The organism is Streptomyces sp. NPDC056580, from assembly GCF_042793175.1.
In the GTDB taxonomy this organism is placed as follows: domain Bacteria; phylum Actinomycetota; class Actinomycetes; order Streptomycetales; family Streptomycetaceae; genus Streptomyces.
The window spans coordinates 389,802-405,765 of the sequence record NZ_JBHTVE010000002.1 but is presented as its reverse complement, the minus strand read 5'-3'; the positions used below and the strand labels follow the sequence as shown (position 1 = coordinate 405,765).

At 74.3% G+C, this 15,964-nt stretch carries 15 protein-coding genes and 1 riboswitch; of the genes, 11 read left to right on the top strand and 4 right to left on the bottom strand.

What is annotated here, in order from left to right; translation table 11 throughout:
* The first annotated feature begins 95 nt into the window (after positions 1-95).
* Positions 96-905, top strand: a complete 810-nt coding sequence (locus tag ACFQ9Z_RS05545) for a hypothetical protein (protein ID WP_383011079.1) — start codon at positions 96-98, stop codon at positions 903-905.
* 144 nt (positions 906-1,049) lie between these two features.
* Here the strand turns inward: ACFQ9Z_RS05545 and ACFQ9Z_RS05540 are convergent, their stop codons facing one another.
* From ACFQ9Z_RS05540 to ACFQ9Z_RS05525, 4 genes are all read right to left on the bottom strand, one after another.
* Positions 1,050-1,613 carry a hypothetical protein gene (locus tag ACFQ9Z_RS05540; RefSeq protein ID WP_383011076.1) on the bottom strand — a complete coding sequence of 188 codons (564 nt, stop codon included), beginning with the start codon at positions 1,611-1,613 and terminating at the stop codon, positions 1,050-1,052.
* A gap of 161 nt (positions 1,614-1,774) precedes the next feature.
* Positions 1,775-2,845, bottom strand: coding sequence for a prenyltransferase/squalene oxidase repeat-containing protein (locus ACFQ9Z_RS05535; RefSeq protein WP_383011073.1), 1,071 nt, complete (start codon positions 2,843-2,845; stop codon positions 1,775-1,777).
* On the bottom strand, positions 2,842-3,594 hold the full coding sequence (locus tag ACFQ9Z_RS05530; RefSeq protein ID WP_383011070.1) for a class I SAM-dependent methyltransferase: 753 nt from the start codon (positions 3,592-3,594) through the stop codon (positions 2,842-2,844). Before ACFQ9Z_RS05530 ends, ACFQ9Z_RS05535 begins: the two co-directional genes overlap by 4 nt.
* Entirely contained in the window at positions 3,588-5,006 is a 1,419-nt protein-coding gene (locus ACFQ9Z_RS05525) for a glycosyltransferase family 4 protein (protein ID WP_383011067.1), read from the bottom strand. Before ACFQ9Z_RS05525 ends, ACFQ9Z_RS05530 begins: the two co-directional genes overlap by 7 nt.
* 220 nt (positions 5,007-5,226) lie before the next feature.
* Between ACFQ9Z_RS05525 and ACFQ9Z_RS05520 the strand changes: the two genes are divergently transcribed.
* The 10 genes from ACFQ9Z_RS05520 (at position 5,227) to ACFQ9Z_RS05475 (ending at position 15,964) form a co-directional block, all read left to right on the top strand.
* Positions 5,227-5,868, top strand: coding sequence for a TetR family transcriptional regulator (locus ACFQ9Z_RS05520; protein ID WP_383011064.1), 642 nt, complete (start codon positions 5,227-5,229; stop codon positions 5,866-5,868).
* 322 nt (positions 5,869-6,190) lie between these two features.
* Positions 6,191-6,266: riboswitch (cobalamin riboswitch) on the top strand.
* Positions 6,267-6,399: 133 nt separating this feature from the next.
* A complete protein-coding gene (locus ACFQ9Z_RS05515; RefSeq protein WP_383011824.1) occupies positions 6,400-7,629 on the top strand; it encodes a prenyltransferase/squalene oxidase repeat-containing protein in 1,230 nt (409 codons plus the stop codon).
* Positions 7,626-8,276, top strand: a complete 651-nt coding sequence (locus ACFQ9Z_RS05510) for an SCO2322 family protein (protein ID WP_383011061.1) — start codon at positions 7,626-7,628, stop codon at positions 8,274-8,276. The genes ACFQ9Z_RS05515 and ACFQ9Z_RS05510 overlap by 4 nt, the downstream gene beginning before the upstream one ends.
* A 2-nt stretch (positions 8,277-8,278) precedes the next feature.
* The gene (locus ACFQ9Z_RS05505) at positions 8,279-9,547 is read left to right on the top strand and encodes an energy-coupling factor transporter transmembrane component T (protein ID WP_383011058.1); all 1,269 of its coding nucleotides are present in this window, start codon (positions 8,279-8,281) and stop codon (positions 9,545-9,547) included.
* Positions 9,544-11,271: an ABC transporter ATP-binding protein gene (locus tag ACFQ9Z_RS05500; protein WP_383011055.1), complete on the top strand. Its 1,728-nt coding sequence runs from the start codon at positions 9,544-9,546 to the stop codon at positions 11,269-11,271. Before ACFQ9Z_RS05505 ends, ACFQ9Z_RS05500 begins: the two co-directional genes overlap by 4 nt.
* Positions 11,268-12,119, top strand: coding sequence for an ECF transporter S component (locus ACFQ9Z_RS05495; RefSeq protein ID WP_383011052.1), 852 nt, complete (start codon positions 11,268-11,270; stop codon positions 12,117-12,119). The genes ACFQ9Z_RS05500 and ACFQ9Z_RS05495 overlap by 4 nt, the downstream gene beginning before the upstream one ends.
* A 337-nt stretch (positions 12,120-12,456) precedes the next feature.
* Positions 12,457-12,633, top strand: a complete 177-nt coding sequence (locus ACFQ9Z_RS05490; protein ID WP_383011049.1) for a hypothetical protein — start codon at positions 12,457-12,459, stop codon at positions 12,631-12,633.
* 75 nt (positions 12,634-12,708) lie between these two features.
* Positions 12,709-13,395 (top strand): YoaK family protein, encoded by a 687-nt coding sequence (locus tag ACFQ9Z_RS05485; protein ID WP_383011046.1) that lies wholly within the window; start codon positions 12,709-12,711, stop codon positions 13,393-13,395.
* 330 nt (positions 13,396-13,725) lie between these two features.
* Positions 13,726-15,099, top strand: coding sequence for a glycine betaine/L-proline transporter ProP (gene proP, locus ACFQ9Z_RS05480; protein ID WP_383011043.1), 1,374 nt, complete (start codon positions 13,726-13,728; stop codon positions 15,097-15,099).
* Positions 15,100-15,295: 196 nt separating this feature from the next.
* Positions 15,296-15,964, top strand: a complete 669-nt coding sequence (locus ACFQ9Z_RS05475; RefSeq protein WP_383011040.1) for an O-methyltransferase — start codon at positions 15,296-15,298, stop codon at positions 15,962-15,964.

Sequence of the window (15,964 nt, the reverse complement as noted above, 5' to 3'; positions counted from 1 at the left end):
GGGCCGCCCCTGCGCTTCGCACCGGGTCCCGGAGACGACTCGGTGACAGCGACGCCTCTTCCGACGACGAGACGACCTACGAAGGACCAGCTGAAGTGAATATCCGCTCCCTCACTCGAGGCGACGGCGTGGTGATCGGAGCAGCGGTGTTGCTGTTCATCGCGTCCTTCCTCGACACGTTCGACAAGTCCGGCAGTGGCGCCCCGAACGCCTGGGACAACCTCGGCCTGGTGATGAGCATGTACGTCGGCGGCATCGCCGGCGCGGTCCTGGTCGTCGTCGCCCGGGCGCTGCCGCAGCCCCGCAAGGTCATCGGGCTCGACCTCGGTCAGGTCGGCGTCGCGCTGACGGTCTTCGCCGCGTGGACGGCGTTCTGGACCATCATCGACCCGCTGGGTTCCTTCAGCGACAGCTTCGACAGCCTCGACGTCGGCGCGGGCGCCGGTCTCATCCTCGGTCTCATCGGCGCCCTGCTGCTGGCCGCCGCGGCCGTCGCCACCCCCCTCGTCCCGGCCCTTCAGGCCTCGCTGGTCCCGGCCCCGAAGCCGGCCGCACCGCAGCCCTACGGCGCCCAGCCGCCCGGTGGTTACGGCTACCCCGGCGCCCAGCCGCAGCCGGGTCAGCCCTACGGCGCCCAGCCGCAGCCGGGTCAGCCGTACGGCCAGGCCCCCGCAGCGGCCGCCGCGGCACCGCAGCCGGCCGGCGGGGACTTCTCGCCGTTCTGGTTCGCGGTGCCGGCGACCCGCCCGCTGTTCGCCGAGGACGGCAGCGCGACCCCGATCGCCGAACTCGCGCCCGGCACCTGGTACCTCGCCGTCGAGCAGCGCGGCGCCGCGCTGGTCGCGCAGACCCAGGACGGCCGCCGCGGCGTCCTGCAGGACACCTCGGGGATCCAGCGCGGCTGAGCCGCCGCCCGCAGCCCCGCGCACGGCCCCTCGCCCCTCCGGGCGGGGGGCCGTCGCCGTTGTTCCGGAGTCTCCACCGCAGTTGACGGCGCGTCAGTTGTGACCGGCAGGCCCTGCCGGGCGGCTGCCGGGTGGACTCCCGTCTCAGGAACCGTTCTTGACCTCGGAGAGGGACGGCACCTTGTTCTTGACCTCGGCGCCCGCGTCCTTCCCGGCGTCCTTCACCTTGTTGATGACGTCGTTGAAGTCGTCGGCCGCCGAGCCGTCGCCCTTGCGGAGCTTGGCGGGCAGGTTCTTCAGCGACTCGATGCCCGCCGTGACGGGGGCCAGCGCCCTGGAGAGCGTGGGATCACCCTGGGCGTTGCGCACCGCGGCCTTGAGCCGGTTGTACGCGAACGCGCCGGCGAGGCCCGCCTTGACCAGGGTCAGCTTGCGTCCGTGCGCGCCCTTCTTGAACTTGCCCGCCTTGTACGGCTTGTAGATCCACTGGTAGACGGCTCCCGCCGCGAGACCCGCGTTCGCCACGAACCTGGTCTTGGCGAACTTCTGCTTCTCGGCGGAGGTGCTGGGGCTGGGCTCGGCCGAGGCGACGGCCACGGCCGGGTCGCGCTGCGAGGCGGCGTGGCCCGCGGCGTAGGCCGTGGAGCCGGCGAGCAGTGCGCAGCAGAGGGTGAGGGCCACGGCGATGTGGCGTATCGGTACGGGCACGGTGTCCTCCCGTGGAGGGTCGCGTAGGGTCCGTGTGCTCCGTCGGGCCGTGTGACCTCACGCACATCACCCGAAACATGGACATGCTGTGCAACATGCGCACATCGGGCCTCAGTTCGGCACGCCGAGTAGCCGACCGTGACTCGGCGTGCCGCCGGCGGTCAGCCGCAGCAGTCCGGATCGAGCCCGGAGGGCAGGTACTCCCCTCCGAAGACCGCGCAGGTGGCTTCGTGGCCGCCGAGCGCGGCGACGGCCAGCAGCAGCGAACCCGCCGTCCAGGTGGTGAGCTCACGGGGCCATATCGCGTCGTCGTCGAAGACGTAGCCCGTCCAGTACAGGCCGCTCCCGGCGTCCCGCAGGTGCTGCACCGACTGCAGGATCTCCAGCGCGCGGTCGGACTCGCCCATCGCCCACAGGGCCAGCGCCAGTTCGCAGGACTCGCCGCCGGTCACCCAGGGGTTGGGGACGACGCAGCGCACGCCGAGGCCCGGCACGACGAAGCGGTCCCAGCCGGCCTCGATGCGCTCCTTCGCCTCCGTCCCGGTGAGCGCGCCGCCGAGGACCGGGTAGTACCAGTCCATCGAGTAGCGGTCCTTGTCGAGGAAGCGCTCGGGGTGCCGGCGGATGGCGTGGCGCAGCGCCCCGGCCGCCAGCTCCCAGTCCGGCTGCGGCTCCTCGCGCTGCTCGGCGACGGCGAGGGCGCAGCGCAGCGCGTGGTGCACGGAGGAGCTGCCGGTGAGCAGGGCGTCGGCCGTGGGGGTGCCGTCGTCGTCGCGGCGCCAGCCGATCTGCCCGCCGGGCCGCTGCAGCCGCAGCACCCACTCGACGGCCGCGTACACGGTGGGCCACATGCGGTCCAGGAACGTGTCGTCGCCGGTGGACAGGTAGTGGTGCCAGACGCCCACCGCCACGTAGGCGACGAAGTTCGACTCGCGGCCGCGGTCGGTGACGTCGTCGTGGGCGCCGTCGGCGTAGGCCGCGTACCAGGAGCCGTCCTCGTTCTGGTGGGCGGCGAGCCAGTCGTACGCCCGCTCGGCGGCCTCGTGCTCGCCGGCCGCGTCCAGGGCCATCGCGGCCTCGGTGTGGTCCCACGGGTCGAGGTGGTGCCCGCGGAACCAGGGGATCGCGCCGTCCTCGCGCTGTACGGAGAGGATGCCGCGTACGGTCGCGGCGGCCTGCTCGGCGGTGAGGACCCCGGGCAGGACGAGGTGTTCTGTCCGGGGGGTGGTCACTTGGCGGCCGCCTCGGAGGTCGCGTCCACCCGCGGGAGGTGGGGCTTGGTGGCGTAGACGACGAAGCTCTTGCCGATGACCGGGTTCAGCGCCTGCTCGGCGATCCGGGTGGCGAGCGGCTTCTTCATGATGTCCCAGACCAGCAGCTTGTGGTACGCCCGCACGGGCAGCGCCTTGTCGTTGTCCACGCCGAACGCGCACTTCAGCCACCAGTACGGCGAGTGCAGGGCGTGCGCGTGATGACTGCCGTACGGCCGCAGGCCAGCCTCGCGGACCTTGCCCACCAGCTCGTCGGCCTTGTAGATGCGGATGTGGCCGCCCTCGACCTCGTGGTAGGCGTCGGACAGGGCCCAGCACACCTTCTCGGGGCCGTAGCGGGGCACGGTGATGGCGATGCGGCCGCCGGGCCGGAGCACGCGCACCATCTCGGCGAGGACGCCCTTGTCGTCGGGGATGTGCTCCATCACCTCGGAGATGATGACGACGTCGAAGGACTCGTCGGGGAAGGGCAGCGCGAGGGCGTCGCCCTCCATGGCGGTGGCGGTCGCGCCGGCCGGCGCCTCGCCGGCCTCCTTCATCGCCGCGAACCACTTGGCGACCTCGCGGATCTCCTCGCCGTTCTGGTCGAGGGCCACGACCTGCGCGCCGCGCCGGTAGCACTCGAAGGCGTGCCGGCCGGCCCCGCAGCCGAGGTCCAGGACACGGTCGCCGGGGGCGAGCGGGAACCGGGAGAAGTCGACGGTCAGCACGTGGCCCTGCTTTCGCGGTCGGAGGTTGCGCGGTCGGAGGCGAGCGGTTCGTGGAACGCGGCGGCGGGTACGGCGCCGGGCCGGTCCTGGGCGCCGGCGCGGACACGGCCGCCGTGGCCGGCGATGGCCTCCCGGTAGCGGGCCACCGTGCCCTCGGCGGCACGGGCCCAGGTGAAGCGGCTGAGCACCCGCTCGCGGCCGGCGCGGCCGAGCCGCTGCCGCAGCAGGGGGTCGCCCAGCAGCCGGGCGAGTCCGGCGGCCAGCGCTCCCGCGTCGCCGGGCGGCACGGCGAGGCAGGTCTCGCTGTCGCGTCCGGCGACCTCGGGGATGGCGCCGCCGGTGGTGGCGACCAGGGGGGTACCGGTGGCCATGGCCTCGGCGGCGGGCAGCGAGAAGCCCTCGTAGAGCGAGGGCACGCAGGCGACCTCGGCCGAGCGGATCAGATCGACCAGTTCGGCGTCGGAGATGCCCTTGACGAACTCGACGGCGTCTTCGAGGCCGTAGCGCTCGATCGCCTGGGCGACCGGGCCCTCGGCCGGGCGCTTGCCCACGACGACGAGGTGGGCGGCCGGATGCTCGGTGCGCACCTTGGCGAGGGCCTCCACGAGGAAGACCAGTCCCTTGAGGGGGACGTCGGCGCTGGAGGTGGTGACGATCCGGCCGGGCACCTCGGCGACGGCGGGATCCGGCGCGAACAGATCGGTGTCGGCGCCGATGTGGACGACGTGGACGCGGTCGTCGCGGACTTTGAGGTGGTCCACGATCTCCTGGCGGGAGCTGCCGGAGACGGTGAGCACCGAGGGCAGGCGGCGGGCGACGCGCTTCTGCATCCGGGTGAAGGCGTACCAGCGGCGCACGGACAGCCGGCGCCGCCGGCTCTCGGCCGCGTCCAGCTCCAGTCGCCGGTCGACCGTGATGGGGTGGTGGATGGTGGTGACCAGGGGGGCGCCGATGTCGCCGAGGAGGCCGTAGCCGAGCGTCTGGTTGTCGTGGACGACGTCGAACTCGCCGCGGCGGGCGCGCAGGTGGCGGCGGGCGCGCAGGGAGAACGTGAGCGGCTCGGGGAAGCCGCCGGTCCACATGGTGGCGACCTCCAGGGCGTCGATCCAGTCCCGGTACTCGTCCCGCCCGGGGGTGCGGAAGGGGTCGGGCTGGCGGTAGAGGTCGAGGCTGGGCAGCTCGGTGAGGCTCAGGCCGTCGTAGCCCTCGTCGAGCACCGCGTAGGGCTGGGCGCCGATGACCTCGACCCGGTGGCCGAGGCGGGCCAGCTCGCGGGAGAGGTGCCGGACGTAGACGCCCTGGCCGCCGCAGAACGGGTTCCCCTTGTAGGTGAGGAGCGCGATGCGCAGCGGTCGGCCGCCGTCGGCCGCCGGCTCCGGACGGGGCCCCGCCTGACTGGCCTCAGCGGTCACTGCGGGCCCCCTTCTCACTGCACTCTCCCGCGACACTATGCCGGGACGCTAATCTAGAACAAGTTTCAGACTTGATCGTCCGGAGGCTCTGAATCTACCGGCAGGTAGGGGCCCTGACAGCAGTGGATCAGGTGATTCACGCCACGGCGCGAACCACCCGCCATGCTGGATGATCACGTGCCCTACCGATGCCCTCACCGACTGTCACGGAGCGGGACCCATGCCTGCGCAATCCAAGCTGGAAGCCGGGAGTGTCCGGCCCCCCACGGCACCGCTGACCGAGCGGCAGGAGGCCCGCCGCCGCCGGATCCTGCACGCGACCGCGCAGCTCGCGAGCCGGGGCGGTTTCGACGCCGTGCAGATGCGGGAGGTCGCCGAGTCCTCGCAGGTCGCCCTCGGCACGCTGTACCGCTACTTCCCGTCGAAGGTGCACCTGCTGGTCGCGACCATGCAGGACCAGCTGGAGCACATGCACGGCACCCTGCGCAAGAAGCCCCCGGCGGGGGACTCGCCGGGCGAGCGGGTCGCACAGACCCTGATGCGGGCGTTCCGGGCGCTGCAGCGCGAGCCGCAACTGGCGGACGCGATGGTCCGCGCCCTCACCTTCGCCGACCGCGGCGTCTCCCCCGAGGTCGACCAGGTCTCCCGCCGGACCACGGCGATCATCCTCGACGCCACGGGCCTCGACCACCCGGCCCCGCGACAGCTCGCCGCGGTCCGCGTCATCGAGCACACCTGGTACTCGGCGCTGATCGCCTGGCTCTCGGGCCGCGCCTCCATCGCCCAGGTCCAGGTCGACATCGAGACGGTGTGCCGGCTGATGGACCTGACGGATCCACAGGCCTCCCCCGGGGCGCCCTGAGGGCGGACCCCGGCGCCGCCCGGAGGCGGCCGCGCCCCCTGTCGCCCCGTCGACCGCACCCCCTGTCGCCCCGTCAGATCGCGTTGACAGTGCGGGAGCGGTGGGTGAGGATCAGGGCACGGAGAGCAAGATCGGCTCGCCTCGGGTGCCGTCCATGGGGGGAGCGGCATCCGAGGTGTCCCCCGCCGCGTGACCGCCTCGGGCGTCAACGCCCCCTCCGGCCGGCCGTGATCCCGGTCACCGGCGCCGTGTGCGCACAGCCACTCACCAGCCCCGGCGGAGCTGCCGGTAAAGTGGCGCCGTCGTCATCACACCCGTACGGGGGGAAGCCGGTGCAATTCCGGCGCTGACCCGCAACCGTGAGCCGCTCGTCACCCCGACGGTGAGCCGGACCACCCCGCACGGGACGTTGACCGGCTCGCGTGCGCGGCGGCCCGCCGCACACGGCACCGTCGAGGTATGCGGAGCCGAGCCGCCCGGGGTGTCTCCCGCGCGCTGCCGGTTCCCCGCAGGGAGAGGCAGTCGCCCACCATGAACGTCCGCCGCAGTGCCGCGGCTCTCGCCGCCATAGGCGTGCTGGCCGCCGCCGCGCCCGCCACGGCCGCCGGCACATCCCCCTCCGCCTCGCCAGAGGTGACGGTCCCGTCCGGGCTGTTCGGCAAGTCCGACCCGACGTACGACGGTGTGTGGCGCCAGTCGCTCGCCCTGCTCGCGCAGCGGACCCTCGGCCTGCGGCCCGCCGCCCGGGCCGTCGACTGGCTGGCGGGGCAGCAGTGCGCCGAGGGCGGCTTCGCCCCGTTCCGTGCGGACACGGCCAAGCCCTGCGGGGGCAAGGGCGGCGCCCAGCCCGACACCAACAGCACGGCCGCCGCCGTCCAGGCCCTGGGCGCGCTCGGCGGACACGGCACCGGGATACGCAAGGCCCTGGTCTGGCTGAAGGACGCGCAGAACGAGGACGGCGGCTGGGGCTACACCCCGGGCAGCCCGAGCGACACCAACTCCACCTCGGTCGTCATCGGCGCCTTCGCCGTCGCCGGGGAGGACCCCGGCAAGCTCCGCGCCGCCAAGGGCACCCCGTACGACCTGCTGAGCGCGCGGGCGCTCGGCTGCGACGAGGACGGCGGTGGCGCCCTCGCCTACCAGCCGGACAAGAAGGGGCGCCTGGTCGCCAACGCGGACGCCACGGCCGCCGCCGTGCTGGGCGCCCTCGGCAAGGGGTTCGTGAACGAGCCCGGCAAGGTCCGCGCCAAGGCCCCCGCCTGCTCCGCCGCCGGCAAGGCCACCCCGGCCCGGGTCGCGGACAACGCCGCCGCGTACCTCGCCCACGCGGTCGCCGGTTCGGGCCACCTCAAGTCGGCGCTGCCCGGCGCCGAGGACCAGCCCGACTACGGCAACACCGCGGACACCGTCGTCGCGCTCGCGGCGGACGGCTGGAACGCGCAGGCGAAGAAGCCGTACGCCTGGCTGGAGAAGAACGCGGCCGGCTGGGCCGGGCAGAGCGGCCCGGCCGCCTACGCCCAGCTCATCCTCGCCGCGCACGCGGTCGGCGCCGACCCCGGTCACTTCGGCGGCACCGACCTGGTGCGGTCGCTCGAGGCCACCGGCCCGGCGCCCGAGCAGGCCGCGCACACGCAGAAGTCGGCCGAGCGGGCCGAGGACGACTCGCACACCGGCGTCTGGTGGATCGTCGGCGTCGGGCTCGTGGCCGGCATCGGCATCGGCTTCCTGCTCAGCGGCCGCCGGAAGAAGCAGCAGCCGTGACCGCCGTCCGCCGTGCCGCCGCCCTGCTCCTCGCCGCGCTCGTCGTCCTGGCCGGCGGGGCGCAGGCCCGGGCCGCCGGGTACCGCTACTGGTCGTTCTGGGAGCGGTCCGGCGGGCACTGGTCGTACGCCACCGAGGGCCCCTCCACCGCCCGCCCCGACGACGGCGCCGTCCAGGGCTTCCGGTTCGCGGTGAGCGAGGACTCGCAGGACGCGACGCGGCCGCGCGGCACGGCGGACTTCGCCACGATCTGCTCCGGCACGCCCGCCGAGGCGGGCACGAAACGGGTGGCCCTCGTCATCGACTTCGGCACCCCGGCGGACGCTCCCTCCGGCGAGACCCCGCCCGAGCGCCGCACGGCCTGTGCCCGGGTCTCCCCCGACGCGACGACGGCCGAGGCGCTGGCCGCCGCCGCCAAGCCCCTGCGCTACGACGCCAACGCCCTGCTGTGCGCGATCGCCGGATACCCGCACAAGGGGTGCGGGGAGCAGGTGTCGGGCCAGGAGAAGCCGGCGCGGGCCGCGAAGAAGGCCGAGCCGGCCGGCGGTCCCTCGCTGGGGCTGCCGATCGGCGCGGGCGTGGTCGCGCTGCTGGCCGGGGCGGCGCTGTGGCGGTCCCGGCGGCGGCGCGGGAATGCGCGGCCGTAAGGATGCGCAGCCGTGACAGCGTGGCCCCGGCGGTGGCGGACGGCCGTGACGGCGCGGCCGGAGGCCGTGACGGCGCGGCAGCCGAAGGCCGTACCGACTCGGCTGCCGGAAGGACGGTGGGCGGCCGTGCCCGGCCGGGCACGGCCGCGCCCCGTGCGGGGCGCGGGCAAGCGGAGGCCGTCCTCGCCCGGCCCCGGCGCGGCAGCGCGCCGCTGCACCCCGGCGCCTGGTGGCTGTGGTCCCTCGGCCTCGGCACCGCCGCCACCCGCACCACCAATCCCCTGCTGCTCGCCCTCCTCATAGCCGCCGCGGGATACGTGGTGGCCACCCACCGCTCCCCCTCCCCCTGGTCACGCTCCTACACCGCCTTCGTCAAGCTCGCCGCCGCCGTGCTCCTCATCCGGCTCGCGTTCACCGTCGCCCTCGGCTCCCCCGTCCCCGGCACCCACGTACTGCTCACCCTCCCCGAGATCCCGCTCCCGCACTGGGCCCAGGGGATCCGGCTCGGCGGCCGGGTCACCGCGGAGGCGCTGCTGTTCGCCGGCTACAACGGCCTGAAGCTGGCCACCCTGCTGATCTGCGTAGGCGCCGCCAACGCCCTCGCCAGCCCGGCCCGGCTGCTGAAGTCACTGCCCGGCGCGCTGTACGAGGCGGGCGTGGCCGTGGTCGTCGCGCTCACCTTCGCGCCGCACCTCATCTCCGACGTCCAGCGCCTGCGCGCGGCCCGCCGGCTGCGCGGACGTCCGGACCGGGGCGTACGGGGCCTGCTGCAGGTCGGACTGCCGGTGCTGGAGGGCGCGTTGGAGCGTTCGGTCGCGCTGGCCGCGGCGATGGACGCCCGCGGCTACGGCCGGACCGCCGAGGTCCCGGCCCGCGTGCGCCGCACGACGACCGCGCTCACCCTGGGCGGCCTGCTCGGCGTGTGCGCGGGGACGTACGGGCTGCTGACCGCGGAGGGCGGTGCGTACGGGGTCCCGGTGCTGTGCGCGGGGGCCGCCGCCGCGCTGGCGGGCCTGCGCCTGGGCGGCCGCCGCTCCCCGCGCACCCGCTACCGGCCGGACCCGTGGGGAGTGCGGGCGTGGCTGGTCGCGGGCTCGGGGGCCGGGGTCGCCGCGCTGCTCACGCTCGCCGCCGCGCACGATCCGGACGCGCTGCACCCCGGTGTGGTCCCGCTGGTGGCGCCCTCCCTCCCCCTGTGGCCGGCCGCGGCGGTCCTGCTCGCGCTGCTGCCCGCCTTCGCCGTACCCGAGCCCGTCGAGGAGCCGTCGTGATCCGCTTCGAGGATGTCAGCGTCACGTACGAGGGGGTGGCCGAACCCACCGTGCGGGGCGTCGACTTCGAGGTGCCGGAGGGTGAACTCGTACTGCTCGTGGGCCCGTCCGGAGTGGGCAAGTCGACCGTGCTGGGCGCGGTCAGCGGGCTGGTGCCGCACTTCACCGGCGGCACCCTGCGCGGGCGCGTCACCGTGGCCGGCCGGGACACCCGCACCCACCAGCCGCGCGAACTCGCCGACGTGGTGGGCACGGTGGGCCAGGACCCGCTGGCGCACTTCGTGACGGACACCGTGGAGGAGGAACTCGCCTACGGCATGGAGTCGTTGGGGCTCGCTCCGGAGGTGATGCGGCGCCGGGTGGAGGAGACCCTGGACCTGCTGGGCCTGGCCGACCTGCGAGACCGCCCGATCGCCACGCTCTCGGGCGGGCAGCGCCAGCGGGTCGCGATCGGCTCGGTCCTCACCCCGCACCCGCGGGTCCTGGTGCTCGACGAGCCGACCTCGGCGCTCGACCCGGCCGCCGCCGAGGAGGTGCTGGCCGTGCTGCAGCGCCTGGTGCACGACCTCGGCACGACGGTGCTGCTGGCCGAGCACCGGCTGGAGCGGGTGATCCAGTACGCCGACCGGGTCGTCCTGCTGCCCGCCCCCGGCGCGGCCCCGCGCTACGGCGACCCGGCCGAGGTGATGGCGGTGTCCCCGGTGTACCCGCCGGTGGTGGGCCTGGGCCGGCTGGCGGGCTGGTCGCCGCTGCCCCTGACGGTCCGGGACGCCCGCCGCCGCGCCGCCGCCCTGCGCGACCGCCTCGCCACCCCCCGGCCCCCGCACGACGAGGAACCACCGGCCGCCTCCCCGGCACCCGAGCCGGCACCCCCCGCCTCCCCGGCACCCGAGCCGGCGCCCCCCGCCTTCCCCTCCCTGCGCCGCCTCTTCCGGCGGGGCTCCGCGCCCCTGGTCGCGCCGTACGCCGCACCGCGGGTCGCCGAGGTCCGGGGCCTCGGGGTTCGGCGGGGGCCGGTCACCGCGCTGCGGCACGTCGATCTGAGCGTGGCGCGTGGTGAGACGGTCGCGCTGATGGGGCGCAACGGCGCCGGGAAGTCCACCCTGCTCGGCTCGCTGGTCGGCCTGGTGGAGCCCACCGCGGGCTCGGTGCGCGTGGGCGGCGCCGTGCCGCACCGCACCCCGCCCCCCGAACTCGTCCGCCGGGTCGGTCTGGTCCCGCAGGAGCCGCGGGACCTGCTGTACGCGGACACGGTGGCCGCCGAGTGCGCGGCCGCCGACCGGGACGCGGGCGCCGAGCCGGGCACCTGCCGGGCCCTGGTGTCCGGGCTGCTGCCCGGCATCGCCGACGGCACCCACCCCCGGGACCTGTCCGAGGGCCAGCGCCTGGCGCTCGCCCTGGCGGTCGTGCTGGCCGCCCGCCCTCCCCTGCTGCTGCTCGACGAGCCGACCCGCGGCCTGGACTACGCGGCCAAGGCCCGGCTGGTCGCCGTGCTGCGCGGGCTGGCCGCCGAGGGGCACGCGATCGTGCTGGCCACGCACGACGTGGAGCTGGCGGCGGAGATCGCGCACCGGGTGGTGCTGCTCGCCGACGGCGAGGTGATCGCCGACGGCCCCACGGCGGAGACAGTGGTCTCGTCGCCGTCGTTCGCCCCGCAGGTGACCAAGATCCTCGCCCCGCAGCGCTGGCTGACGGTGGCGGAGGTCCGGGAGGCCCTCGCATGACGACCGCCTCGGCGCCGCGTCCGGCCCCCACGTCCCGTCCCGTCCGGGCCGTGCGCCTCGGCCCGCGCTCCCTCGCCGCCCTGGGCCTGGTCAGCGCGGTCGGCGTGGTGGCCTTCTTCTGGCCCTTCCTCGCCCCGCCCGCCTCGCGGCTCAGCGCGCACGCCGAGGACGCGCCCTGGCTGTTCGCGGGTCTGCTGCTGCTGATGATCGCGGTCGTGGCCGCGACTATCTCCGAGTCCGGTCTGGGCCCCAAGGCGGTCGCGATGCTGGGCGTGCTGGCCGCGACCGGCGCGGCCCTGCGCCCGGTGGGCGCGGGGACGGCCGGGATCGAGCCGATGTTCTTCCTGATGGTGCTCAGCGGCCGGGTACTGGGCCCGGGGTTCGGCTTCGTCCTCGGCTCGGTGACGATGTTCGCCTCCGCGCTGCTCACCGGCGGGGTCGGGCCCTGGCTGCCGTTCCAGATGCTGGCGATGGGCTGGTTCACCATGGGCGCCGGGCTGCTGCCGGGCCAGGTCCGGCTGCGCGGCCGGGCCGAACTGCTGCTGCTGGCCGGCTACGGCTTCTGCGCGGCCTTCGCCTACGGCACGGTCATGAACCTGGCCGGCTGGCCCTTCATGGGCTCCGGCACCTCGAACATCGCCTTCGACGCGCACGCCTCGGTCCCCGCCAACCTGACCCGGTTCGCCGCCTACTGCCTGGCCACCTCGCTCGGCTGGGACCTTGGCCGGGCCCTGTGCACGGTCGTGCTGACCCTCGCGCTCGGTCCGGCGCTGCTGCGGGCGCTGCGCCGGGCCACGCGGCGCGCCGCTTTCGAGACCGCGGTCACGTTCGACGCACCCGCCGGGTGAGCACTCGCATCCGGGCCGTCAGGCCGCCGGTGAGGCCCCCCACGTGAGGCAGGTCCCCTACGATCCGGGGCCGTACTCCCGTCCGTCCGATTCGCCCGTTTGCACACCCTCTCCGACCTGCACTTCGAGACGCGAGTCACACGAGCGGGCCTTCCCGCCGTTCCGGCCGCAACCAGTAAAAGGGGTCATTGCGGACATCCTCCGGGGCTGCTTCTCTGATCGGCGTCGCCAGGCGCCACCGCCCGAAAGGGGCCGGGGCGCCGACGTACGCGGCCCCCGTGCGAAGGGGGCTCCGGCTTACGGGCGACCCCCCGTCCCCCGACGCAAGAGGTTCTCCGTGCCCGTCTCCTTCGTCCGCCGCATCGCCTCCCCGAAGAAGGCCCTCACGACCGTCGCCGTGGCCGCCGCCTCCGCCGGCCTGGCGAGCCGCCCGCACGTCCGCGAAACACCGCGCGCACCCTCGCCCCGCCCGGCGAGGGTGCGCGCGTGTGTCCGCGCGTTGCGCGGCGCCTGACACAGGGCGCCCGTCGGCCGGGTGAACATGGTGGGCCTGGCACCGCCCCCGTCCGTCCGGCCGACCGGAGGAAGCATGACCACGCCGTCACCGTCCGCGCCGGAGCAGGAGACACGGGGAGTGCGGCTGGTGACCGTGCTGCTGGCGCTGACCGTGGTGAGCGGCCTGATCGACGCGGTGAGCTACCTGGGCCTCGGCCGGGTCTTCACGGCCAACATGACGGGCAACGTGGTGGTCCTGGGCTTCGCCGCCGCGGGCGCTCCCGGCTTCTCGGTCCCGCTCACGGCGACCTCGCTGGCCTGCTTCCTGCTGGGCGCGGTGACCGGCGGCCGGGCGGCGGCACGCTTCGGCGCGGGCCCGCGGCGCGGGTGGGCCCGCCGGATCCTGGCCGTGGAGGCGGCCCTGCTCGGCGGATCGGCCGCGGTCGCCTTCGCCTGGCCGGACACGACCGGCACCCGGTACGCCCTGATCGCCCTGACCGCCTTCGCCCTGGGCCTGCGCAACGCGACCGTCCGCAAGCTGGGCATCGCCGACCTCACCACCACGGTCCTGACGATGACCCTGACCGGCCTGGCCTCCGAGTCCCGCCTGGGTGACGCCACCGGCCGCCGCTCCCCGCGCCGCACGGCCGCGGTGATCGCCATGGTCGCGGGCGCCGCCCTGGGCGCCTGGCTGGTCGTCCACCACGGCCTGGGCGTCCCCCTGCTGCTCGCGGCGGCGGTCTCCGGCGTGCTGGCGGCGGTGACGTCCGGGCGGGAGTGACCTGTTCTCCCGCCTCGCGGCATAAACACCTGAACGTCGATATACAACCTGCATGCCACGTATGCCTCGTTTTGTGTGAGCAGTGAGAGCGGGATCGGGTTTTGGTTGCCCTCATCGGACGCGATAAGGATCACATCGCCCGACAGGCATGACCCGGCCCGATCGGGCAGGAGTACCTGCATACGCGCCCTTTAGCTGCCCTATGCACCTAGTCGCGCACTCGACGTAAGCAGGCGAACTCCGCCTATCGTCGCTTTTCGGCCTGCTGTCCGACATCGCCGTCGCCCGGGCCCTGTCCCCGTCACCGTCGAGAGGTAGGCGAGTCCCGTTTTGGCGACCGTCACTGCAGCCACCCCGCACCTGAAGACCCCGCGGGCCGCCAAGGCCCACGCCGACGTCACCGTCACCGACTCCGCCATGGTGAAGCGCGCCGTGAAGGCGGCCGCGCTCGGCAACGCCATGGAATGGTTCGACTTCGGTGTCTACAGCTACATCGCGGTCACCCTGGGCAAGGTCTTCTTCCCGTCAGGCAACCCGACCGCACAGCTGCTCTCGACGTTCGGCGCCTTCGCCGCGGCCTTCCTGGTCCGCCCGCTGGGCGGCATGGTCTTCGGACCGCTGGGCGACCGCGTGGGCCGCCAGAAGGTCCTCGCCCTCACCATGATCATGATGGCGGCGGGCACGTTCGCGATCGGCCTGATCCCGTCGTACGCCTCGATCGGCGTCGGCGCACCGCTGCTGCTCCTCGCCGCCCGCCTGGTGCAGGGCTTCTCCACCGGCGGCGAGTACGCGGGCGCGTCGACGTTCATCGCCGAGTACGCGCCGGACAAGAAGCGCGGCTTCTTCGGGAGCTGGCTGGAGTTCGGCACGCTGGCCGGCTACATCGGCGGCGCGGGCCTCGTCACCCTCATGACGGCCCTGCTGTCCACGCACGACCTGCTGGCCTGGGGCTGGCGGATCCCGTTCCTGATCGCGGGCCCGATGGGCATCATCGGTCTCTACCTGCGGATGCGCCTGGAGGAGACCCCGGCGTTCGCGGCCGAGGTCGAGAAGGCGGAGGCCACCCGGCCCAAGGTGCCGCTGCGCGAGATGGTGGCGGGCCAGTGGAAGGCGCTGCTGCTGTGCATGGGCCTGGTGCTGGTCTTCAACGTCACCGACTACATGCTGCTGTCGTACATGCCGAGCTACCTGACCAGTGAGCTGAAGTACGACGAGACGCACGGGCTGCTGGTCGTGCTCGGCGTGATGGCCCTGATGATGATCGTCCAGCCGTTCGCCGGCGCGCTCACCGACCGGGTCGGCCGCCGTCCGGTGATCGCCGCGGGCTGCGCGGGCTTCCTGCTGCTGTCCGTCCCGGCCCTGCTGCTGATCCGCCAGGGCAGCCTGGTCGCGGTGGCCCTGGGCATGGGCGCGCTGGGCCTGCTGCTGGTCTGCTTCACCGCCGCCATGCCGGCCGCGCTGCCCGCGCTCTTCCCGACCCGGGTCCGCTACGGCTCCCTGTCCATCGGCTTCAACATCTCGGTGTCCCTGTTCGGCGGTACGACCCCGCTGGTGGTCACCGCCCTGATCGGCGCCACCGGGAACATGATGATGCCCGCGTACTACATGATGGCCGCGGCCGTCGTGGGCGGCTTCGCCGTCTGGCGGATGTCCGAGTCGGCGGGCCGCCCGCTGCCCGGCTCGGCCCCCTCGGTGGAGCGGTAGGTACCGCGACACCCGCCGTACCCGTCCCCACCGGCCCCCGGAGCGCGCGCTCCGGGGGCCGGTGGCGGCTGCGCCGCCGGTGGAGCAACCGCCGCCGCTCCCCCCGTCCGCGTCCTTCGGCTGAGACGATGCAGGGGGAGGGCCAAGGCGTCCCGGGCTGAGACTCGGGCGGACACTCGGGAAAGGCAGCAGACGCATGAGCTCGCAGCTCTGGGACGACGTCGACTTCTACTTCAGCAGCCATCTCGCACCGGAGGACGATGCGCTCCAGGCGGCCCTGCGCGACAGCGAGGTCGCGGGGCTGCCGCACATCAGCGTGACGGCCACCCAGGGCAAGTTCCTCCAGCTGCTCGCGGAGATCCAGGGCGCCCGGACCGTCCTGGAGATCGGCACGCTCGGCGGCTACAGCACCATCTGGCTGGCCCGCGCCCTGCCGGCCGACGGCAGGCTGATCTCGCTGGAGTACAGCGCCAAGCACGCCGAGGTCGCGACCCGCAACATCGCCCGGGCCGGCCTGGAGCGGATCGCGGAGGTGCGGGTGGGCCCCGCCCTGGAGTCGCTGCCCAAGCTCGCCGACGAGAACCCGGCCCCCTTCGACCTCGTCTTCATCGACGCCGACAAGCCCAACAACCCGCACTACGTGGAGTGGGCGCTGCGGCTGAGCCGCACGGGCAGCCTCATCGTCCTGGACAACGTGGTGCGCGGCGGACGGGTCGTCGACGCCGACAGCAGGGAACCGGACATCGTCGGCACCCGTGAGGCCATCGAGCTAATCGCCGCCCACCCCAGGTTGAGCGGCACGGCGGTGCAGACGGTGGGCAGCAAGGGCTACGACGGGTTCGCGGTGGCCCGGGTGCTGGGCTGA

What these genes read in the sequence shown, in the direction of transcription:
- ACFQ9Z_RS05485 (WP_383011046.1), top strand. Translation starts at nt 12,709, where the DNA reads ATGACCACGCCGTCACCGTCCGCGCCGGAGCAGGAGACACGGGGAGTG.
- ACFQ9Z_RS05475 (WP_383011040.1), top strand. Translation starts at nt 15,296, where the DNA reads ATGAGCTCGCAGCTCTGGGACGACGTCGACTTCTACTTCAGCAGCCAT.
- ACFQ9Z_RS05520 (WP_383011064.1), top strand. Translation starts at nt 5,227, where the DNA reads ATGCCTGCGCAATCCAAGCTGGAAGCCGGGAGTGTCCGGCCCCCCACG.
- ACFQ9Z_RS05515 (WP_383011824.1), top strand. Translation starts at nt 6,400, where the DNA reads ATGAACGTCCGCCGCAGTGCCGCGGCTCTCGCCGCCATAGGCGTGCTG.
- ACFQ9Z_RS05495 (WP_383011052.1), top strand. Translation starts at nt 11,268, where the DNA reads ATGACGACCGCCTCGGCGCCGCGTCCGGCCCCCACGTCCCGTCCCGTC.
- ACFQ9Z_RS05505 (WP_383011058.1), top strand. Translation starts at nt 8,279, where the DNA reads ATGCGCAGCCGTGACAGCGTGGCCCCGGCGGTGGCGGACGGCCGTGAC.